The sequence below is a fragment of the Bordetella muralis genome, from assembly GCF_054781015.1.
Genome location: NZ_BAAGVF010000006.1, coordinates 346,356 through 368,174, shown reverse-complemented (window position 1 = coordinate 368,174; position 21,819 = coordinate 346,356). Strand labels below are relative to the sequence as shown.

At 60.1% G+C, this 21,819-nt stretch carries 19 protein-coding genes; 8 read left to right on the top strand and 11 right to left on the bottom strand.

Annotated elements, in window-relative coordinates; all coding sequences use genetic code 11:
• Window positions 1-191: 191 nt before the first annotated feature.
• The 6 genes from ntrC to ACYVIT_RS12675 form a co-directional block, all read right to left on the bottom strand.
• Window positions 192-1,760 carry a nitrogen regulation protein NR(I) gene (ntrC, locus tag ACYVIT_RS12700; protein ID WP_415804906.1) on the bottom strand — a complete coding sequence of 523 codons (1,569 nt, stop codon included), beginning with the start codon at window positions 1,758-1,760 and terminating at the stop codon, window positions 192-194.
• Window positions 1,757-2,824, bottom strand: a complete 1,068-nt coding sequence (glnL, locus tag ACYVIT_RS12695) for a nitrogen regulation protein NR(II) (protein WP_415804905.1) — start codon at window positions 2,822-2,824, stop codon at window positions 1,757-1,759. Before glnL ends, ntrC begins: the two co-directional genes overlap by 4 nt.
• 62 nt (window positions 2,825-2,886) lie before the next feature.
• Window positions 2,887-4,299: a type I glutamate--ammonia ligase gene (glnA, locus tag ACYVIT_RS12690; RefSeq protein WP_415804904.1), complete on the bottom strand. Its 1,413-nt coding sequence runs from the start codon at window positions 4,297-4,299 to the stop codon at window positions 2,887-2,889.
• Between the two features lie 187 nt (window positions 4,300-4,486).
• Complete coding sequence (gene hemW, locus ACYVIT_RS12685) at window positions 4,487-5,704, bottom strand: radical SAM family heme chaperone HemW (RefSeq protein WP_415804903.1); 1,218 nt, start codon at window positions 5,702-5,704, stop codon at window positions 4,487-4,489.
• Window positions 5,705-5,811: 107 nt separating this feature from the next.
• A complete protein-coding gene (rdgB, locus tag ACYVIT_RS12680; protein WP_415804902.1) occupies window positions 5,812-6,441 on the bottom strand; it encodes an RdgB/HAM1 family non-canonical purine NTP pyrophosphatase in 630 nt (209 codons plus the stop codon).
• Between the two features lie 26 nt (window positions 6,442-6,467).
• Window positions 6,468-7,397 carry a LysR family transcriptional regulator gene (locus ACYVIT_RS12675; RefSeq protein ID WP_415804901.1) on the bottom strand — a complete coding sequence of 310 codons (930 nt, stop codon included), beginning with the start codon at window positions 7,395-7,397 and terminating at the stop codon, window positions 6,468-6,470.
• Window positions 7,398-7,576: 179 nt separating this feature from the next.
• On the opposite strand from ACYVIT_RS12675, the gene ACYVIT_RS12670 reads away from it, so the two are divergent.
• Window positions 7,577-8,737 (top strand): acyl-CoA dehydrogenase family protein, encoded by a 1,161-nt coding sequence (locus ACYVIT_RS12670; protein ID WP_415804900.1) that lies wholly within the window; start codon window positions 7,577-7,579, stop codon window positions 8,735-8,737.
• A gap of 27 nt (window positions 8,738-8,764) precedes the next feature.
• The gene (locus ACYVIT_RS12665; RefSeq protein WP_415804899.1) at window positions 8,765-10,132 is read left to right on the top strand and encodes an MmgE/PrpD family protein; all 1,368 of its coding nucleotides are present in this window, start codon (window positions 8,765-8,767) and stop codon (window positions 10,130-10,132) included.
• 87 nt (window positions 10,133-10,219) lie between these two features.
• Here ACYVIT_RS12665 and ACYVIT_RS12660 read toward each other — a convergent pair whose 3' ends face one another.
• Complete coding sequence (locus ACYVIT_RS12660; protein WP_415804898.1) at window positions 10,220-11,287, bottom strand: hypothetical protein; 1,068 nt, start codon at window positions 11,285-11,287, stop codon at window positions 10,220-10,222.
• 132 nt (window positions 11,288-11,419) lie between these two features.
• The gene (gene rph / locus ACYVIT_RS12655; RefSeq protein WP_415804897.1) at window positions 11,420-12,163 is read right to left on the bottom strand and encodes a ribonuclease PH; all 744 of its coding nucleotides are present in this window, start codon (window positions 12,161-12,163) and stop codon (window positions 11,420-11,422) included.
• Window positions 12,164-12,397: 234 nt separating this feature from the next.
• Here rph and ACYVIT_RS12650 point away from each other — a divergent pair, with 234 nt between their 5' ends.
• Window positions 12,398-13,351 carry a YicC family protein gene (locus tag ACYVIT_RS12650; protein ID WP_415804896.1) on the top strand — a complete coding sequence of 318 codons (954 nt, stop codon included), beginning with the start codon at window positions 12,398-12,400 and terminating at the stop codon, window positions 13,349-13,351.
• 69 nt (window positions 13,352-13,420) lie between these two features.
• Here ACYVIT_RS12650 and ACYVIT_RS12645 read toward each other — a convergent pair whose 3' ends face one another.
• The 3 genes from ACYVIT_RS12645 to ACYVIT_RS12635 all read right to left on the bottom strand — a co-directional run bounded on the left by ACYVIT_RS12645 (window position 13,421) and on the right by ACYVIT_RS12635 (window position 15,883).
• Entirely contained in the window at window positions 13,421-13,762 is a 342-nt protein-coding gene (locus ACYVIT_RS12645; protein ID WP_460478205.1) for a hypothetical protein, read from the bottom strand.
• A 74-nt stretch (window positions 13,763-13,836) separates the two neighbouring features.
• The gene (locus ACYVIT_RS12640; RefSeq protein ID WP_415804895.1) at window positions 13,837-14,661 is read right to left on the bottom strand and encodes a murein L,D-transpeptidase catalytic domain family protein; all 825 of its coding nucleotides are present in this window, start codon (window positions 14,659-14,661) and stop codon (window positions 13,837-13,839) included.
• A gap of 196 nt (window positions 14,662-14,857) precedes the next feature.
• Window positions 14,858-15,883: a L,D-transpeptidase gene (locus ACYVIT_RS12635; RefSeq protein WP_415804894.1), complete on the bottom strand. Its 1,026-nt coding sequence runs from the start codon at window positions 15,881-15,883 to the stop codon at window positions 14,858-14,860.
• 151 nt (window positions 15,884-16,034) lie between these two features.
• Here ACYVIT_RS12635 and ACYVIT_RS12630 point away from each other — a divergent pair, with 151 nt between their 5' ends.
• From ACYVIT_RS12630 to ACYVIT_RS12610, 5 genes are all read left to right on the top strand, one after another.
• A complete protein-coding gene (locus ACYVIT_RS12630) occupies window positions 16,035-16,883 on the top strand; it encodes a MurR/RpiR family transcriptional regulator (RefSeq protein ID WP_415804893.1) in 849 nt (282 codons plus the stop codon).
• Between the two features lie 19 nt (window positions 16,884-16,902).
• Entirely contained in the window at window positions 16,903-18,147 is a 1,245-nt protein-coding gene (locus ACYVIT_RS12625; protein ID WP_415804892.1) for a diaminopropionate ammonia-lyase, read from the top strand.
• Window positions 18,144-19,424: a M20 family metallo-hydrolase gene (locus ACYVIT_RS12620; RefSeq protein ID WP_415804891.1), complete on the top strand. Its 1,281-nt coding sequence runs from the start codon at window positions 18,144-18,146 to the stop codon at window positions 19,422-19,424. Before ACYVIT_RS12625 ends, ACYVIT_RS12620 begins: the two co-directional genes overlap by 4 nt.
• Before the next feature lie 9 nt (window positions 19,425-19,433).
• Window positions 19,434-20,387 carry an N-carbamoyl-D-amino-acid hydrolase gene (locus ACYVIT_RS12615; protein WP_415804890.1) on the top strand — a complete coding sequence of 318 codons (954 nt, stop codon included), beginning with the start codon at window positions 19,434-19,436 and terminating at the stop codon, window positions 20,385-20,387.
• 96 nt (window positions 20,388-20,483) lie between these two features.
• On the top strand, window positions 20,484-21,812 hold the full coding sequence (locus ACYVIT_RS12610; RefSeq protein WP_415804889.1) for an MFS transporter: 1,329 nt from the start codon (window positions 20,484-20,486) through the stop codon (window positions 21,810-21,812).
• The last annotated feature ends 7 nt before the right edge of the window (window positions 21,813-21,819 follow it).

Below are 21,819 nucleotides of genomic sequence, written 5' to 3'. Positions count from 1 at the left end.
TAACCTTGCTTGCTTTAGCGTCAGTTTGCGCGGCTGCGGCCTGTGTGGAGGCCGAGACTGGTTCAGGATGTTTGCGACGAACAACTTTAGGCACTGCGAACTCCCACAAGTCCGAAGCCCTTATTGCACCACATTATCTATACAGTCCCAAGACACTCGCCCCTGCCCTGTAAACACGGGCGAGTGCGGCATTAATCTTCAATGCCAAGTTCCCGCAGTTTACGGGTAATCGTGTTGCGGCCGATTCCCAGCCGCGACGCCGCCTCGACCCGCCGGCCTCGACTGGCGTCGAGTGCCGTTTGCAGCAAAATGCGTTCAAATTGCCGAGTCAACGTGGCCATGACCGCCGGCTCGCCGCGTTCCAGGCGTTGTTGAGTTTCACGCAACAAGGCCCCTTGCCAATCCGGGACACCGGGCACCGCCGGCATCACTGGTGCCGATGCTGCATAGGCTGGTGCTGGAGCAGTGGTTGGAAAACCGCCTCGGCCCGCCACCCCCGCTGCCATCGGAGCAGCCGCACCGCCGTTGATCACGGTGGGCGCCGCCGCACCCCCATGGTGCGGCGCCTGATGCTCCAACTCGATGGCCCGGATTTCAGGCGGCAAATCGGTTCGCTCGATAATCTGGCCCGGCGCCATGACCGTCAGCCAATGGCAAAAATTTTCCAATTGCCGGACATTGCCCGGGAAATCAAACCGGGTCAGGACGGCTATCGCGTCCGGGGTCAAGCGTTTGACCGGAACCCCCAACGAGCGCGCACTGGCAGCCAGAAAATGATTCGCCAAGGCCGGAATGTCCTCGACACGCTCACGCAACGGCGGCAAGCGCAGGCGAATGACATTCAAACGGTGAAACAAGTCCTCGCGAAACTGGCCTTGTTCGACGCGCTGCTCGAGCGGTTGGTGTGTGGCCGCGACGATGCGTACATCGACACGTACCGGTTGAGCGCCGCCCACCCGATAAAAACTGCCTTCGGCCAGGACACGCAATAAACGGGTCTGCAGCTCGATCGGCATATCGCCGATCTCGTCTAAAAACAGCGTGCCACCGTTGGCTTCTTCGAAACGGCCGCGACGCAAGGTATTCGCGCCGGTAAAGGCCCCACGCTCGTGGCCGAAGAGCTCGGCCTCGAGCAGATCGCGAGGAATCGCCGCGGCGTTCAATGCCACGAACGGGCCGCCTGCTCGCGCACCATGGCCATGCAAAGCCCGTGCGACCAACTCCTTTCCGGTACCAGACTCACCGGTGATCAATACGGTGACTTTGGATTGAGACAAACGGCCAATGGCACGAAAGACTTCTTGCATGGCGCTGGAGGCCGATTGCGTCATCATCCAGCGCTCGTTGTTTTGCAACGGGTCTGCCCCCTCGCCAACAACGGTTTTTTCCTCAGGTGCAGATTCGAGCACTGCGCGCTCGATCAAGGCAACCGCCTCGTTTACGTCGAACGGCTTGGCCAGATAATCGAACGCGCCGCCTTGAAATGCCGACACGGTGCTATCCAGATCAGCGAAGGCGGTCATGACGATGACGGGCAGACGCGGATGGCGTTCTTTGATTTGACGCAATAAGTCCAGCCCGCTGCCGCCAGGCATGCGGATGTCCGAGACCAGGGCGGACGGCGTTTCGCTTTCCAGCGCATCCAGCACATCGGCGGCCTGGGAAAAACTGCGCGTTGGCACGTCAGCGCGAGCGAGCGCTTTTTCCAGGACCCACCGAATGGCCTGGTCATCATCAACGATCCAAACAGGTTTGCTCACTGTGGCTGCTCCATCGGTAAGACCAGACGGAATTCTGTATGCCTGGGGCGGGATTCAAATTCGATAATGCCTCCGTGCTGCTGCACGAAATCCTGGGCCAGGCTCAGGCCCAACCCTGTCCCGCCTGGCCGTGCGGTGACCAGGGGATGAAAAATACGATCGCGGATCGCCTCGGGCACACCCGGCCCATTGTCGATGATCGCCAGTTCGAGCGCCAAACGATGTTGGCGATGGGCCAGCATGACCTGCCGAGCGACACGCGTGCGCAATGTAATCTGCGGCGAAGGCACATCTGCCTCGGGTTTTTGCAGAGACAGCTCCTGGGCCGCGTTACGTGCGACATTCAAGACTGCCTGCATCAGACGAGCGGCATCGCCCTGCAAATCAGGCACCGACGCGTCATAGTCACGCACCAGCGTGATCTTCTCGCGGAACTCGGCCTGGATCAACGCGCAGACGCGCTCGCAGATCTCGTGAATATTGACGGGCCGCGCATTCAAGGGAACACGTTGCGGACCGCTGAGCCGATCGACCAGGACTTGCAGGCGATCGGCTTCGGAAATAATGACCTGGGTGTATTCGGCCAGCGCCGCATCGGGCAACTCGGCCTCGAGCAATTGCGCTGCACCACGCAAGCCCCCCAACGGGTTCTTGACCTCGTGCGCCAGGTTACGCAACAACTCGCGATGCGCTTCGATTTCCTCGACCAGGCGATGATTGCGATCGGCCAGCACACGCTGTTCGATCTCGCGCGCCTCGATCAGGACGGGCCAGGCTTGGCCGCTCAGTGACACCGTTGTGACGGTGACCTCGACACACTCGCCCGCTCGGCGCAACGAAGACAATTGGCGCACATCGGCAAAATGGCCGGATACAGCACGGTCGATGGACGACTGTACGGCCTCTGGATGGCCAAACAACGTCGCGGCAGAGTGGCCGTGCAGTTGCCTGCGGGACCGACCGAAGAGGTCTTCGGCTGCAGCATTGGCCCATTCGACATGTCCTTTTTCGTTCAACAGCAGGACAGCCGTGGCCAGTAGATCAAACGCATCAACATTTATCATTTGCAGCACCGGGGTGGACGGGCCGGCGGGCCGCCCCGTCCGCCCCAACTAAGCCAAAAACATCACAGGCTGTAGTACATGTCGAATTCGACAGGGTGCGTGGTCATACGCAGACGCTGGACTTCACCTTCTTTCAGAGCCAGGTAGGCATCGAGCATCTCGTTGCTGAACACGCCACCACGGGTCAGGAACTCGCGGTCCTTGTCGAGCGCTTCCAGAGCCTGGTCGAGCGACGCGCAGACGGTCGGGATCTTTGCATCCTCTTCCGGCGGCAGATCGTACAGGTTCTTGTCGGCGGGATCGCCGGGGTGAATCTTGTTCTGCACACCGTCCAGACCGGCCATCATCAGTGCCGAGAAAGCCAGGTACGGGTTGGCCAGCGGATCCGGGAAACGCGTTTCGACGCGGCGGCCCTTGGGGTTGCCCACGTAAGGGATACGGATCGAGGCCGAACGGTTGCGTGCCGAGTAAGCCAGCTTGACCGGGGCCTCGAAGTGAGGAACCAGACGCTTGTACGAGTTGGTGCCCGGGTTGGTGATGGCGTTCAGGGCACGAGCGTGCTTGATGATGCCGCCGATGTAGTACAGGGCGAACTCGGACAGGCCGGCGTAGCCGTTGCCAGCGAACAGGTTTTGGCCGTCTTTCCAGATCGATTGGTGCACGTGCATGCCGGAGCCGTTGTCACCGACGATGGGCTTGGGCATGAAGGTCGCGGTCTTGCCATAGGCATGGGCCACGTTGTGGATCACGTACTTCATGATCTGGGTCCAGTCGGCGCGCTGCACCAGCGTGCTGAACTTGGTACCGATTTCCAATTGGCCGGGGCCTGCGACTTCGTGGTGGTGGACCTCGACGGGCACGCCCATTTGCTCGAGCAGCAGGCACATTTCCGAACGCATGTCCTGGAACGAATCGACCGGGGGCACGGGGAAATAGCCGCCCTTGACAGCGGGACGGTGACCCAGGTTGCCGCCTTCGAATTCCAGGGCGCTGGACCAGGGGGCTTCTTCGGATTTGATCTTGACGAAGGTGCCCGACATGTCGGTGTTCCAGGTCACGCCGTCGAACACGAAGAATTCGGGTTCCGGACCGAAGTAGGCGGTGTCGCCCAGGCCGGAGGATTTCAGATAGGCTTCGGCGCGCTTGGCCAGCGAGCGCGGGTCGCGGTCGTAGCCTTTCAGGTCGGACGGCTCAACCACGTCGCAGCTCAGGATCAGCGTGGGTTCTTCGCGGAACGGATCCAGGTTGGCGGTGCTCAGATCGGGGATGAGCAACATGTCCGATGCTTCGATACCCTTCCACCCTGGAATCGACGAACCGTCGAAGGCTTGGCCGCTTTCCAGCTTGTCTTCGTCTACGACGCTCGTAGGCACGGACACGTGGTGCTCACGGCCCATCGTGTCGGTAAAGCGGAAGTCTACGAATTTGACTTCGTTGTCGGCGATTTGCTTCAGGATGTCTTTCGGGCTTGCCATGTCATCTCCATTAGATAAAAGCGCCGGGGGTCTAAGCCTGGCTCCGGCTGGCATAATCAGTAGAAAGCAATATGTGTGCCAGGTTCCATTACGGGGCATAGCCACATAAAGCATCCATGGCGGGGCATTAATGCACTATATTAGTGCATAACATGGTGCAAAAAAGCACCATGTTGGTGCTTTTTGTTTACAGGAACATTTCCTGTAAGTCATTCAAAAAGCGCCAACCCAGTGCAGTGGCCTTTAATCGCGTGGGATCCGTGTCCAGCAGTCCCTTGGCACTGGCGGTTTGCAGCGAGCGAGACATCGCGGCCAAGGACAGGCCGGTACGTTCCTCAAAGGAGGCCGCGGACACGCCCTCTTTCAGGCGCAACGCATTGAGCATGAACTCGAACGGCAACTCATCGGGGCCCACCTGACGGCTCTCTGCGATATGGCTGCCGTCGCGCGCCATGGCCCCCGTCGTCCAGGTGTCGGGATTGCGCAAGCGCGCCTCTCGCACGATACGGTCATGAAATGACAGTTTTCCGTGGGCGCCTGGCCCCAGCCCCAAATAATCGCCAAATTCCCAGTAATTCAGGTTATGACGGCTGCGCGCGCCGGGTTTGGCGTAAGCCGACACCTCGTAGCGCTGCAACCCCGCCGCTGCCAAGCGCGCCTCGACCGCGTCCTGCATCGCAGCGCTGGTGTCGTCATCCGGCAACTCGGGCGGATATTTGGCGAACACCGTGTTCGGTTCCAATGTCAGGTGATACATCGATAGATGCTCTGTCCCAAAGGACAATGCCTGTTCAACATCGAGCATACAGGCCGCCAGATCCTGCGCCGGCAAGGCAAACATCAGGTCGAGATTAACCCGCGACACTGCCCGCTGCGCCATGTCGATGGCCGCCCGGGCCTGGTCCGCATCGTGAATACGGCCCAGTTTTTTCAGTTGGACATCGTCAAAACTCTGGATCCCCAGCGACAGGCGATTGACGCCGCTGGCCGCATAGTCGCGAAAACGCTCGGCCTCGGCAGTACCTGGGTTCGCCTCCATCGTGATTTCCGCGTCGGGCCAGAGATTGAGATAGGCACGCAGCATGGCCAGAATTTCGTCCATCGCCGCCGCCGACAACAGGCTGGGCGTGCCGCCGCCAAAAAATACCGAGATGACTTGTCGGCCCCAGATCGAGGGCAACGCCTGCTCCAGATCGGCGCGCAACGCATCCAGATAAGCCCGTTCGGGGATCTCGGCGGGCGCCGCATGCGAATTGAAATCACAGTACGGGCATTTGCGCACGCACCAGGGCACGTGGATGTAAACCGAGAGCGGCGGCAGGCTGGTCAGCGTGGCGCCCGGCGGCGTCACGACACGGGACGGATTGCCTGCGCCAGCGGCGCGAATGGGAATGGTGATGGCCAAGATAGAGACTCAAAATACGAAAAACGGTGATTGCAGCTCTCACACAAGACAGCGCGCCCGCGCGCAAGACACACCACGCTCATCATCGTGCCAGCGGACACAGCGTACTAGCGCGGCGCCAGCTTGCTCAAAAGCTGCTGCAACGCCCGGGCACGGTGGCTGACACGGTTCTTCTCGGCGGGATCGAGTTCCGCCGCCGTGCGGCCCAGATCAGGCAGCAAAAAATACGGGTCGTACCCAAAGCCATGATCACCTCGCGGCGTATCGACAATTTCACCGTGCCACAGCCCCTCGCCGATCAGAGGCCGAGGATCATCATGCGTACGCACCAATACGAGCAATGCCACATACCAGGCGCTACGGTCGGCCACGCCGGCCAAATTATTGACCAGCAAGGCGTTGTTGGCACTATCGCTGCGGGGAGCGTCAGGATTGGTCAACTGCGCGTAACGGGCAGAATACACGCCTGGCGCACCACCCAGGGCCGCAACGCACAGCCCGGAATCGTCTGCCAGCGCAGGCAGGCCTGTCAGCTCGCTGGCATGGCGCGCTTTGGCCAAGGCATTTTCGACAAACGTTACATAGGGCTCTGGCGCCTCGGGCACGCCCAGCTCGCCTTGCGGGACGAGTTCGATACCCAAGGGGGCAAACAAGGCCGAAAATTCGCGCAATTTGCCAGCATTGTTCGAAGCCAGCACTACTCGGCTCAGAGAGGGATGAATCGTTGTAGAGGTCATAGCCCCCATTGTATGCCGCGCTGGTTTTACTTGGCCTCGGGACGGATTTCCCGTTCGATCTCGGGAACGTCGGCCACCAGCATATCCACCAGCTCTCTCGCAAACGCCGGCAAGGCCTCTCGACTACGCACGCAGATCTGGAGCTTGCGCACTGCCCATTCGTCGGTCAGCGGCACGATGGCGATTTTCAATACCCGGGCAAAACGCATGGCGACGGATTCGGGAATCACGCCGATCCCCACTCCCGTTTCGATCATGCGGCAGACGGCTTCGAAATTGCCGACCTCGATACGGAATTTGAAGGTACGTCCCAGCGCTTCGGCTGCCTGCACTAGAAAGGGGTGAATTGCGCTCCATTCGGACAGCCCGACATAGTCGTTGCTCAATGTATCGGCAAAAGCCACCGCCGCCTCTTTCGTCAGAGGGTGATTGCTGGCGGCAACCAGCACGAGCCGGTCTTTCCGATAGGGAATGAATTCCAGATTCGGATCTGCCGTGCAGCCCGCGACGATGCCCATGTCCGCTGACCCCTCGGCCACCGCCCGCATGATCAAATAGCTGAGCCGCTCGCGCAGTTCGACGTTGACGTCCGGATGGGCCGCAAGGAATTTACCTAATACGGCAGGCATGAATTCCGTCATTGCCGTGGTGTTGGCCAATACGCGCACGTGGCCCTTTACCCCACGGGCAAACTCCTGCATATCGCCGCGCAGTTGCTCAACCTGGCGCATCACCGTGCGCGCATGACGGGTCAACGCCTCGCCGGAGGGTGTGAGCGTGACGCCCTGACTGGTCCGGTACAACAACTGCGTTCCGAAGTGCTCCTCCAGGTTTTTGATGCGCGTGCTGGCAGCCGGCAACGATAGATGAGTCTTCTCCGCAGCACGCGTCAGGCTTTGACGGTCGCCGATATGGACGATCAGTTGTAGGTCTGTCAGATCAAAATGCCCTGCCATGGTTTCCTCTGTTCTTCGGCAATTGCAAACCCGGTATTAAGCAATCATAAATTGGCAAGGGTACCCGGGTTGCGGCAAAGTGCCGGTGTTGTTTTGGCCGCCGGGCCGCCTCTAATCATAGGCGCGGCGCGGCAGGCCGTTATCTTTATTGGCGTCATCATAGACATAGAACCTGAACCATGCCCAATACGAATCACGATTTCCAGGACATCCGCGAAGCCGTCCGTGACCTGTGTTCCCAATTTTCCGGTGAATATTTCCGCAAAATCGACGAAGAACGCGGGTATCCCGAGGAATTTGTGCGCGCGCTCACCGAGGCCGGGTGGCTGGCTGCGTTGATTCCTCAGGAATACGGCGGATCGGGTCTGGGCCTGACCGAAGCCTCGGTCATTATGGAAGAAATCAACCGCAGCGGCGGCAATTCGGGCGCCTGCCACGGTCAGATGTACAACATGGGCACCCTGCTGCGCCATGGTTCGGACGCGCAAAAACGCGAGTATCTGCCCCGTATCGCGAATGGCGAACTGCGTTTGCAGTCCATGGGGGTCACCGAACCTACAACGGGCACCGACACCACCAAAATCAAGACCACGGCGGTGCGGCGCGGAGATCGCTATGTCATCAACGGCCAGAAAGTCTGGATCTCACGCGTGCAGCACTCGGACCTGATGATCTTGCTGGCCCGTACCACGCCGCTGGAACAAGTCACCCGCAAATCGGAGGGCATGTCGATTTTTCTGGTGGATCTGCATCATGCGGTGAAACACGGCATGCAGGTGCGCCCCATCCCCAACATGGTCAACCACGAGACCAATGAGCTGTTTTTCGACAATCTGGAAATCCCGGCCGAAAACCTGATCGGCGAAGAAGGCAAAGGCTTCAAGTACATCCTGGATGGCCTCAATGCCGAGCGCACGTTGATCGCTGCAGAATGTATTGGCGATGGCTATTGGTTTGTCGACAAAGTCTCTGCGTACGCCAAAGAGCGCATCGTATTCGGCCGCCCGATCGGCCAGAACCAGGGCGTGCAATTTCCGATCGCGCGTGCGCATATCAACGTCGAAGCGGCCAGCTTGATGCGCTACGAAGCCTGCCGCCTGTTCGATGCCCATCAGCCCTGCGGCGCACAAGCCAACATGGCCAAGCTGCTCGCCGCCGATGCCTCATGGGAAGCCGCCAACGCCTGCCTGCAATTCCACGGCGGTTTTGGTTTTGCCAACGAATATGACGTCGAGCGCAAATTCCGCGAGACCCGTTTGTATCAAGTCGCGCCTATTTCGACCAATCTGATTTTGTCGTATGTGGCCGAGCACGTGCTGGGTATGCCGCGCTCATTCTGATCAGCTCGATACTTTTATAAACCATCCATGACCGCTACTACTCATCCAAGCGCCGTCCTCGCCGAATTCGCCGTCAACCTGCGTTTTGAAGACATTCCGGCGCCCGTACTGCGCCGCGCCGAGGACTTGTTCCTGGACTGTCTGGCATCGATCCTGGCTGGCGCCGATACGCGCCCTATCCAGGCCATCGAACGCTATGCTGTCGCCATGGGCCCGGCCGATGGCGGTGCAGAGGTCCTGATTTCCCGTCGCCGGACATCTCCCTTATTTGCCGCGATGGTCAACGCAGCCGCAGCCCATGTGGTCGAACAAGACGATGTCCATAATGGGTCCGTATTCCACCCCGCTGCTGTGGTGTTCCCCCCTGCCCTGGCCGTTGCGCAGGCTTTGGGGCTGTCCGGCAAAGAGCTGCTGGTCGCGGCCGTAGCGGGCTACGAGGTGGGCATCCGTATCGGTGAATACCTGGGTCGTTCGCACTACAAGATCTTTCATACCACCGGGACCGTCGGCACCCTGGCCGCCGCCGTCACCGTGGGCAAGCTGCTGAATTTGAACGCCGAGCAAATGCTGCATGCATTGGGCTCTGCGGGCACGCAGGCTGCCGGCCTGTGGGAGTTCCTGCGCGATGCCGCCGATTCCAAACAGTTGCATACGGCCAAGGCCGCTGCCGATGGCATGACTGCTGCATATCTCGCCAAAGAAGGCTTTACCGGCGCTCGCCGCATTCTCGAAGGTGCACAAGGGCTGGCCGCAGGCATGTCGACGGACGCAGACCCCGCGCGCCTGCTCGATCGGCTGGGCGAACGCTGGGCCTTGTCCGAGACGTCGTTCAAATATCATGCCTCGTGCCGCCACACCCATCCCGCGGCCGATGCGCTGCAACAGGCGATGCGTGAATACAAATTGCGCGATACCGATATTGCTGAAGTCATCACGCATGTGCACCAAGGTGCGATTGACGTACTCGGGCCCGTGGTCGACCCCAAGACCGTCCATCAATCCAAATTCTCGATGGGCACCGTGCTAGCCCTGATCGCACGCGAAGGCCGCGCCGGCCTGGCCGAATTCGACGCAGCACCGGGCAACGCCGATGTGGCTGCGTTGCGCACTAAAGTCCGCATGGAACTCGACCCCGAAGTCGATGCTGCCTACCCCGAACGATGGATCGGCAAAGTGACCGTGCGTACGACTGATGGCCGCGTCCTGCATGCGCGCGTGGACGAGCCGAAAGGCGATCCGGGCAACACGCTCAGCCGCGACGAAATCGAAGAGAAAACGTTGCGGCTAGGCGTATATGCGCAAGCGGCCAACGAAGCAGAAGTCCGCGATGTGATCAACAGCGTGTGGAATCTGGAAAATGCCGCTCGCGTGACAGCACTATTGCCCAAGCGCTGATTCGATACTGAGGCGCGCTGCTCTGCAGTCGACGGACAGGCATGGCCTGTCCGTTTTTTCTTTACGGCGCGAGAGCGCAGAAGACATTCAAAACCGCCTCGCGCTGGCGGTTTCGACGTTGCACTCGCTCTGTGACGCTGAGTTCTCGCAAATCTGCTGCTGCGCTGTGCGCTGATTGCGGCATGCTCCTTGCGTGTGCTGCAGCCACGCGCGTAAGACAGGCCGCTTGTCGGCGCGCGCATACTCGATTTTCAATGCATCCAACTGTGCCTCGATTTGAGGCGCGTCCGTCCCGGCATCAATACCTCGCGCGATCACACCAAACACATCTTGCACTCGCCGCTGAAGCGGAGTCGGCTGCTCCGCGGTCAGACCTTCCAGCACGCCAAAATGGCTCCAATTCAGGCCAAAATCCTCGGCATACAGGAGATGAGTCTTGGCATGATCCAGCACCTTTCGCGACACGGACGTAATGCTGGTCCGCAATGCCGAGCCCTCTTCGGACACGAGTACAAACATTTGCCCCAGATAAGGCGAATTCATATCCAGTCTGTCCCCCACCGAGGTAAACGAAGCGGGATCGATCACGATGGGAAAATAGGATAACTGCCGGCCCGACATCTTTGCGGCGCGCGCCGTGGCGGCCACGCTGCGCACCATCAGATCCGCGCTGCCGCCCATGCTGTAGTGCAAACCAATGAAACGCGTGCCAGGATCGCGGGCCATTACCTGGGCCATACGCTCAGGGTCGCGATCGTTCAGCTCGAAAATCCGTGCGGCATAGCCTTGCCGCACCAGCCATTGCCCGCCGTCCACGGCCAAGCCTTTATCCCAGCGCGCACTGGACCACAACATGCCCGGGTGCACGAAGACGGTGTTCTTGTTGCTATTGGCGGTACTGGTACTCGACGTAGCGCTGCCAGTCGATACCATGCGGTTAGTCGAGGCAACGGGAGGACTCGATGCGGTGCCATTATCTGAGACTGCCTGCGCCACAGGCACCGCACAGGTGCCGTCGGCCAGGCTGGCAGATACCGTCGCGTCCGCTGGCGAAACTGGCACCATCAGGTCGGGGCGAGAATAATAACGGCCGCTCGAACACGCCGCCAGACACAGCAAAGACGTGACGCATAGCAGCATACGCAAGCCGCTCATCCCCTATACCCCTGATTGCAGAAACAAGAGGGTTATATCAGTGGAAATTGACTTGCGACCGCCTAGGCAATGCTATCTTTTACATCGTGACCCTTCGCAACATTCTTGTGACTTTTTAGCAGAGGATCGAGGCTAGATCCCTGATTTCAGCGCGGCGCGCTGCGCTTGCACCAATTGTGCAATACCCTGTTCCGCCAGTCCCAGCATGGCATCCAACTCCGAACGCGTAAACGTCGCGCCCTCGCCGGTGCCTTGCACTTCCACAAAAGCGCCGGCGCCTGTCATCACCACGTTCACATCAGCGTCGCAGGCCGAGTCCTCCTGATAATCCAGATCAAGCACGGGCCTGCCGTCGACCATGCCCACCGACACCGCGGCCACCGCATCACGTATCGGGTTGACCGCCAGATCGCCGCGCTGCATCAACAACGCCACCGCGTCTGCCGCGGCCACCCAGGCGCCTGTGATGCTCGCGCAACGAGTCCCGCCATCGGCCTGCAGCACATCGCAATCCAGATGCAGCGTACGCTCGCCCAAGGCCTGCATATCGAACACAGCACGCAAACTACGGCCGATCAGGCGCTGAATTTCCTGGGTGCGGCCGCTTTGTTTTCCGCGCGCGGCCTCGCGATCGCCGCGCGTATGGGTTGCACGCGGCAACATGCCGTACTCAGCGGTGACCCAGCCCTCGCCTCGGCCTTTCAAAAACGGCGGCACTTTATCCAGCACACTCGCTGTGCACAGCACATGCGTGTTACCAGCGCGCACGAGCACCGATCCCTCGGCATAGCGCGTAAAGCCACGCTCGAGACTAAACGGTCGCAGTTGATCAACCGAGCGGCCGGACGGACGAGAAACGGTGGCAGACGAGGACACAATGGGCTCCAAACAAAATTAGCAATTCGCCGCATTGTACGGGGCTTGCCCCGCGCATTCGAGAAAACGCAACGGACTCATATATTCAGGGCCCCCTTGGCTCGCCGACAACGCATCGGTGCTCGCCGTCAGCGTCACCAGGGATCTTTCACAAAGCGCCGTCGATCTGCTTGAGTTATCCTGCCGGAATACGGCTCCTGGCAGCCAGTTTTCTAGATTTCATCAGGACACCCCATGATTCGCAGCATGACCGCCTTCGGCAACGCCCGCGTCGATCTCGAGCAAGGCACTTTGGCGCTGGAACTGCGCAGCGTCAACAGCCGTTATCTGGATCTGTATTTCCGTCTGCCCGACGAACTGCGGCACGCGGAAACCCCGCTGCGCGAATTGCTCACCACCAATCTGGGCCGCGGCAAAGTCGAAGTGCGAGCCTCATTTGCTCGCAGCGCGGGCGCTGAACTGGCCACGCTGGATCCCGCGTGGCTCCAACATCTGGCCACGCAACTCGAGGCCGCCCGCAGCATTCTGCCCCAGATCGAAGCCCCGCGTCTGGCGGAGCTTTTCAACTGGCCCGGCCAGCGTGGCAATGATGCGCTGGACCCTCAGGTCTGGGGAGCAGCCTGCATCCAGGCCGCCAAACAAGCGTTGACCCAGCTCCAGGAAGGCCGCGAACGCGAAGGCCAACGCCTGGCCGCCATCATGCTCGAATGCGCCGATGGTGTTGCCGGTATCGTGGAATCGGTCGAAACGCATCTGCCACAGCTTCTGGAAGACCATCGGGAAAAACTGGCCAACAAACTGCGCGAATCCATGGAAACCGCCTTTCCCGGCGGATTCACGCATATTTCCGGCGCAGAACTCTCCGAGCGCGTGGCTCACGAGGCCAATCTATTCGCCCTGCGCATCGATGTCGCAGAAGAACTCGCCCGCTTACGTTCGCATCTGGAAGAACTCCGTCACCTGCTAGGCGGCGGGGAAGGCACAAGCACCAAGAAAGGCAAAGCCGACGGCAAACGCGGCCACACCAGCGGCAGCGCCGGCAAACGGCTCGACTTCCTGTTCCAGGAAATGAACCGCGAAGCCAATACATTAGGATCCAAAGCCGGCAGCATGGACGTCACGCGAGCCGCGATGGATTTGAAATTGCTGATCGAGCAGATGCGGGAGCAGGCGCAGAATATTGAGTAATTGAAGCTAGAACGAACAAGGGCTCCTGGATTAACCCGGGAGCCCTTTATCCATCCTGATACTCAAACCTCAGCCTTTCGTGCAACCCATCACCGGATCATCGAACTCGTGCGTATTCTGATGCGTGTTTTGCCAGTACCGCACGATCGACCCTTTGCCGTGCTGGACGATCTCCGCCACATGCGCGGGCCCGATACGATCAGGGTCTTTGGTGTAAAGCCGTTGTCCGCCAGGTATGGCGGACGACTCCACTGTTGCCTGCAATACCCAGGCGCTGTTGATGCAGTCAAGCACATCGCTCATCGAGCGAGCCGATTCAATCGTAGCTGAGGGCGGTGAATCAACGGTTTCGTCCAGAGTCGTGCAGGCAGTCAATATCAGGCTGGCGGATAGCGTAGCAATTAATTTCATGGAGTCTCCAATCGTGTGGCAGCTATGTCGCACGATTCGGCCCGCCGAGTCAAGCACTACCGCACTGATCTGCCCTACGCCTGCTTGCCCCCGATCAACGCGGAGTGCTCCATCCAGTCGCGTTGCGGATAAAAATTAAATAGGAATGCCTGCTCCGCCAACGTATCGATCAGCGGGCGCGCAACAGGCACGCGTACCGCCGGACAGCCGAAACTACGCCCCAGCCGCCCGTGCGTGCGTATCATCTCGGCACTCACATACGGCGCGCCATGAATGACGATGGCGCGATCAAAGGCCAGGTCGTTGAACCCCGGCTCTAATCCGTGCAAACGCAAGGAATAGCCGTTCTTTCCCGTATAGATCTCGCCCGCCTGATAAGCCCCCAGACTGGACATATGGCTTTCCGGGCGATTCGAGAACTCGCGCGCGAAATTGTCGCCGGTGTTGCGGCCGTGGGCGACCCATTCCTCGAACAGGACCGCATGACTATTCAAATCGAATACCCACAACCGCTTGGCAGTGGAAGGCAGACTGAAATCCACCAACGCCAGCACGCGCGGGTTGCCGCCGGGCAAGGCCTTGTCGGCACGAGCACGCTCCAGCGCCTCGGTCGCGAGTTGCACGGCCAGCATCGACGCATTGGGTGCTTTGGCAGCCAGCGACAACGCCAACTCGTTGGCGGCCGTACGGGCCTGGGCCGCGCTGGACGAGCCATTACGGCAGAACTCGCTGCCGGCGTGCGCCCCGCCAGCACTTCGCGCCTCACATGGCAACGTGGAAAGGGCCGAGGTCTGCTTGAACGCGGCCTCAGAACGCGCAAACGCAGCGGGCACCGCCCCACCCAAAGCCAGGCCGGCCAAGGTACGCAAAACACGACGACGGGAAGGATGATCAATCATGGGCAACTCTGACTTTCTCAAGGACACAACGGGAACCCGTGTCTCCTTGCCCCTAGCGGGGATGGCGATTCCTTGCCTCCTGTGGGAGCTCGGCCAGATGCGGCCGGGCCGCAAGGAATGTCTATCTAAAAAATGCCGGGCCAACGCCGGCATTATGTCCCCTCTTTCAGGCGGGCCATGTCAAGCCCAGGAGACATTAATCAACGTCAGATTCTAATACACGTTCCGTCTGACCCGGTCCAGGGACGTCAGGCGCCGGCCTCACCGCAGGCACGCTCGTGATCAGCATGGTGGTTCCAGGCTTGAGCAAACTGTACACACGGCGGATGAATTCAGGCTGTGCTTTGATGCTGTTTTCCAGGCTACTCAAAGACGGCGGCGAGCCGAACAATGTATAGCTGGCCCATTGATGCCGCAGCTGCGTAGGATCAAAAGGACTAGGCTCATTGACCGTCCCCGCCCCCATCACCAGCAGCAGCGCACCGTCAAAATGGGCGCCTGAATCAGCATGCAACCATGACGAACCAATCGCGATCCCGTTGCGCAGGACGTAAAACCGCTGCTCGCTCAAGCTGACGACAATACTCAGCGGTCCTGAGGGTGAAATACTCTCATCCCAGAAGTCTCCCTTGCCACGCTGGGCAATCTGGTCAACGGGAGACACCTCCGCCCCCGGCGCTACCGGCGCCAGCAACGCGGGAAAGGCAATCCGGGAGGGATCCACCCGGGCATCGGCCACCACCACCGTATCGCCGTTCTTCGTCTCTGCAAACAACCGTTGCGCAAACGCATTGGGCAGCCTCACGCAGCCATGCGAAGCCGGATGGCCCGGAATCGCCCCGCCGTGCAATGCGATCCCGCTCCAGGTCAGCCGCTGCATATACGGCATGGGCGCATTGTTGTAGATATTGGACCGGTGATCACGGTCTTTTTGCAGGATGGTGAACACGCCGGGAGGCGTCTCATACCCTGGCTTGCCGGAACTGATGGTCGACACCCCTATCGCCACGCCATTGCGGTAGACGTACACGCGCTGCTCGTCCAGGCTGACCAGGACGACCAATGGGCCCGCAGGCGCCGCCTCGGGATGCCAGATGAAATCACCTGGGCTCATGTCCTTCACATTGATAGCCAGCGCGTCCGCGCTGGCAACAAGAGCGGTCGAAAAGCACACGCCAAGAAAAGCGCGACGCGAATACACGGCATTCGATGTCAAAGGCATAGGGACTAAGAAACCGTTAAGAAAACACAACTCCCACTGTAGCCCGTTTATTCAGTGCAAGTGAGCGTTATCCCGTTATCGGGAAAACCATGATTGGAACTTTAGTTTCATAGAAATATAGTCTTGAAACTATAGTTTCACAAACATCACTATGACCCAGTCCCTGCACGACCGAATCCTCGGTCTACACGACCAGTTGACAGACAGCGAGCGCCGCCTCGCTGAGATCATGTTGGAGCACCTGAGTCAACTCGCCGCCTACACAGGCGCCGAACTGGCGCAAAAGGCGGGGGTGTCCAAAGCCACGGCAGGCCGGTTCTTTCGCCGCCTAGGTTACGACAATTTCAATGAGATACGTGCCGTGGTGCGTGAACAGGCGGATCTGGGCTCGCCGTTGCAACTGCTCGCGGGCGCAAATGCCGAGTCTCCCAGCGACGATGCGCTGGCTCAGCATCTGGCGGGCGATCTCCAGAACCTGGTTCATACCTTCGAACGCATCGAACGCAAAACGATAGACGAGGCGATTCAACTGCTGGGCCGCACGCGCCGCGTTTTTGTAGCAGGGTTCCGCAATGGCCGAGTATTGGCCCAGTACGCCTGGGCCCTGCTCACCCAACTGCGTGATGGCGTGGCACTGGTGCCCGGCGCGGGGCTGAATCTGGCAGAAGATCTCGCTGATCTCGGTCCGGACGACCTGCTGCTCGTGATGGACTTTCGCCGTCGCGTGGCACTGCTGCGCCCCATGGTGGAACATGCCAATCGCGCCGGCGCGAAAGTCATTACGCTCACCGATCCCACTGCCACGGAGCTGCCTGCGCGCTCCGACGTCGTCCTGCGCTGTACGACTCAGGGCGCACAGATTTTCGACTCGTATGTCGCACCCATCAGTCTGATCAATCATTTGTGTTCCAGCCTGGCCGCGACGCTGGGAGCCACGGCACGTAAACGGCTGGAAAACATCGAATCACTGCATAACCATTATGGCGATCTCCATCGCTAAACTTTCTCGGGAGACCGGCTTGAACACACCTCTTTCCAACGTAAAGCTGCAGTACACATTGAATCCGGCAGCCCGACCCGATGCTCCCTATGGTGCAGAACAACAGTCCGTGCTCGGCGGCGCCGCGTTCACGCGGGCGGCCACGCAGATCCGGCAATGGCCCGGCTACGCCCCTACCCCGCTGCACGATCTGACGGGCCTGGCGCAGGCGGCTGGCGTCGCGCAGATTCTGTATAAGGACGAAGCCGACCGGTTCGGATTGGGCAGCTTCAAAGCCCTCGGCGGCGCTTATGCCGTCAGCCGCTTGCTATTGAAAGAGATCGCAGCGCGTACGGGCGAGCAGAACGCGACAGTAGAAGACCTGCTCTCGGGCCGCTACGCCGCCATCACGCGCGACGTCACCGTCACCTGCGCGACCGATGGCAATCATGGCCGCTCGGTCGCCTGGGGCGCGCAGCGATTCGGCTGCCAATGCGTCATCTACATTCACGCCACCGTCAGCGAGGGGCGCAAGGAAGCGATCGAGAAATACGGCGCACAGGTGGTGCGCACCGCCGGCAACTATGACGATTCCGTACGCCAGGCCGCCCGCGATGCCGAGCGCCTGGGGCGTTTCGTCGTATCGGATACCTCGTACGAAGGGTATATGGACGTACCCAAAGACGTGATGCAAGGCTATGCGGTCATGGCCGACGAAGCCCTGCAGCAGATCGGCGCGGACCCGTTGCCCACCCACGTATTCCTGCAAGGTGGCGTCGGCGGCCTCGCCGCGGCCGTATGTGCGCATTTCTGGGAAACCTTGGGCGCCAAGCGGCCGAAATTCATCGTGGTCGAACCCGACAAAGCCGCCTGCCTGTATGAAAGCGCACGCGCCGGCAAACCCGTCGCCGTACATGGTGATCTGGACACCATCATGGCTGGCCTCGCCTGCGGCGAAGTCTCGCTGCTCGCCTGGAAAGTCCTGCACCCAGGCGCGCAGGCGTTTCTCTGCATCGATGACGACTCCGCGTTGAATACGGTGCGCTTGCTGGCCGAGGGCGGTTATGGCGATACGCCTATCGTCGCCGGTGAATCGGCAGTGGCCGGCTTGGCGGGCATGCTGGGCGCGATGAACGATCCGCAAGCTCGCGCTGCGCTTGGCCTGGATGCCAAGAGCCGTATTCTGGTGTTCGGCAGCGAAGGCGCGACAGATCCCGAGCTGTATCAACGCATCGTCGGTAAATCGGCACAGGCCGTGCGCGAATCCAGCAGGACCCCGGCATGAGCGACTACACATCACCTCAATCGGCGGCGGCGCCCGCGTCAGAGCACGACCCGTTGCGCATCAACACGCAACGTCTGCTGGGCCGCATCGCAGAGTTGGGAAAAATCGGCGAAATCGATGGTGGCGGCGTATGCCGTTTAGCGTTGACCGACGAAGACGGCCTGGGACGAGACCAAGTCTGCAACTGGATGCGCGAGCTAGGGCTAGACGTGACCGTCGATGCCATCGGCAACGTCGTCGGCATACGCCGAGGCAGCGAGGATCTGCCTCCCGTCATGACTGGATCGCACATCGACACCGTGCGTACCGGTGGCCGCTATGACGGCAATCTCGGCGTGCTCGCCGGCCTCGAAGTCGTGGCGACACTGAATGACGCCGGCATCACGACACGGCGACCGCTGGCCGTGGCCTTCTTCACCAACGAAGAAGGTGCGCGCTTTGCGCCGGACATGATGGGCAGCTTGGTCTTTCAAGGCGGCTTGCCGCTGGAAACCGCCTTGAACACAACAGGGATCGACGGCACGACGGTGCGTGAAAATTTGCAGCGCATCGGTTATGCGGGCTCCTATCCCGTAGCCAGCAGACCCGTCCATGCCTTTGTGGAATTGCACGTAGAACAAGGCCCGGTGCTCGAGCACGAGAATGTGACCATCGGCGCGGTCACCGGCGTGCAAGGCATCCATTGGACCGAATTCACCATCGAAGGCACATCCAACCACGCTGGGACGACGCCCATGCGGCTGCGCCATGATGCAGGCGTGGTCGCCGCCCGCATCGCCTGCTTTGCGCGCGATCTGGCGGTCGAACTGGGCGCGGGCCAATTAGCCACTGTCGGGCATATTCAGATTGCGCCGAACCTGGTGAACGTCATTCCCAACCGCGCCGTCTTCACTCTGGATTTGCGCAACACCGATGGCGATGCCCTGGCCAACGCCGTGCAACGCGTTTTCGAATTCGCGCAACAGGCCGCCGACGCAGAAGGCGTACGGTTGCGCCATCGATCGCTGGCGGACTTCGAACCGGTCAGCTTTGACCCTCGCATCATCGAGCGTGTGGAAGCCATCGCGCGTCAGCATGGACACCGCGTGCAGCGCATGCCTAGCGGCGCAGGCCATGATGCACAGATGCTGGCGCGCATGTGCCCATCGGGCATGATTTTCGTGCCCAGCGTCAAAGGGCTGTCGCACAACGTCGCCGAATTCACCCACGACCACGATATCGAAGCCGGCGCCAACGTCCTGTTGACGTTGCTGACTGAGCTTGCAGAACAACACTAGGAGACCACTTTGTCACGATTCATCAATGTCGCTGCTGCTCAACTCGGCCCCATACAACGCAGCGATACACGCAGTGAAGTCATCGAGCGTCTGCTGGCCCATCTGCGGCAAGCCCACGCCATGGGTTGCCAGCTGGTGGTGTTTCCCGAGTTGGCATTGACCACGTTTTTCCCGCGCTGGTACATGGAAGACCCGGCCGAAGTCGACGCGTTCTATGAAAAAGAAATGCCCGGACCGACCACCCGCGTTCTGTTCGACACCGCGGCCAAACTAGGCATCGGTTTCTACTTGGGCTACGCAGAACTGACGATAGAGAACGGCCGTGCGCACCGCTACAACACGTCCATCCTGGTCGGACAAGACGGCAGGATCATCGGCAAATATCGCAAAGTACATCTGCCCGGCCATGCCGAAAACGAGCCCTGGCGTGCCTTTCAGCACCTCGAAAAACACTACTTTGAACCCGGCCAGTCATTCGATGTGTGGCGGGCGTTTGGCGGTGTCATGGGCATGGCGCTGTGCAACGACCGGCGCTGGTCCGAAACCTATCGCGTGATGGGCTTGCAAGGCGTAGAGATGATCATGCTCGGGTACAACACGCCCGTGCATAACCCGCCCGCGCCCGAGCATGACGACCTGTCGATGTTTCACAATCAGCTCGTCATGCAGGCAGGCGCCTACCAGAACGGCACATGGGTGGTGGGCGTGGCCAAGGCGGGTGAGGAAGAAGGCTGCGAGATGATCGGCGGCACCTGCATCATCGCGCCCTCCGGTGAAATCGTCGCGGCCTGCTCTACCAAGGGCGATGAGCTCGCGATAGCCCGCTGCGATCTGGACCTGTGCCATTCCTACAAGAGCACGACCTTCAACTTTGAGCGTCATCGACGCCCCGAGGCCTATGGATTGATCACCTCGCGTCGCGGCGCCATCGCGCCAGCCGACGTGGAGATGTCCCCAGCTTAACCCCGCGCTTCCCTCTTCTGGCTAGGTTACAGGATGCCGGCGTTTTCCGGCATCCAAGGGGAGTGTTTGCCTTAAATTTTTTCGAGGTGCATGCTAATGAACACAAGTTTGGCTCCGGCTCACGCCGCAGATGCAGTATCTCCGATCCAATCCGGCAGCAAGGACGACGCTCTCTACCGCAAGGTCGCGTTCCGTCTGCTTCCCTTTTTAATGCTGTGCTATATCGCGGCGTTCCTGGATCGCGTCAATGTCGGCTTTGCAAAACTGCAAATGCTCGACGAACTCGGTTTCAGTGAAGTTGTCTATGGGTTGGGCGCGGGCATTTTCTTCATCGGCTATTTTCTCTTTGAAGTCCCCAGCAACCTCCTCATGCATCGTATCGGGGCAAAGAAAACCCTGGCGCGCATCATGATCCTGTGGGGCATCATCTCCGGCGCCATGGCCCTGACGCAAACCCCGACCCAGTTCTACATTCTGCGATTCCTGCTGGGTGCTGCCGAAGCCGGCTTTTATCCCGCCATCATCCTCTATTTGACCTACTGGTTTCCGTCTCGCCGCAGAGGGCAGATCGTCGCGATTTTCATGACGGCGGTGCCGTTTGCCGGCATCATCGGCGGCCCATTGTCGGGATACATCATGGAGGCATTCCATAATGTGCATAGCCTGTCCGGCTGGCAATGGATGTTCCTGATCGAAGCCATCCCGTCCGTCGTGCTGGGCATTTCCGTTGTTTATTATCTGGATGATCGCATCGACGATGCGAAATGGCTCAGCGCCTCGGACAAGGCCCGCATGAACGCCAATCTGGACGTGGATCGGTCTGCCAAAGTCGAACACGTCTCGCTATGGACGCTGCTCAAGGACAAGCGCGTCATTCATATGGCGCTGATCTGTTATTGCACGGTATCCAGCCTATCCGGTTTGGCCTTTTGGATTCCCTCTGTCATCAAATCCACCGGCGTTGACTCGCTGTTGTCGGTCGGGCTATTGACGGCGGTGCCCAACATTTGCGCGGTGATTTCGATGGTGTTGGTGTGCCGTCATTCAGACCTGAGCCGCGAGCGCCGCTGGCATATGATCGTGCCCTTTCTCATCGGCGGCACGGGCCTCGTGTTAAGCACGATGTACAGCCACAACCCGCCGTTCGCGGTGCTGATGCTGTCCGTGGCGGCTGCGGGATGCATGGTGTGCTCACCGCTGTTCTGGAGTTTGCCCACCGCGTTTCTAAAGGGCCGCAGCGCCGCTGCAGGGATTGCTGGCATCAACTCTTTCGCCGGCTTGGCGGCCTTTGTCAGTCCGTATGTTATCGGCTGGATCAAGAACGCGACAGGATCGACCGATTACGGCATGTATTTTCTGTCCGCGTTCACGGTGCTGGGCGCCATTCTGGTCTATCTCGTCCCCAAAGACCTGGTCAACCGCTGACAGCTGC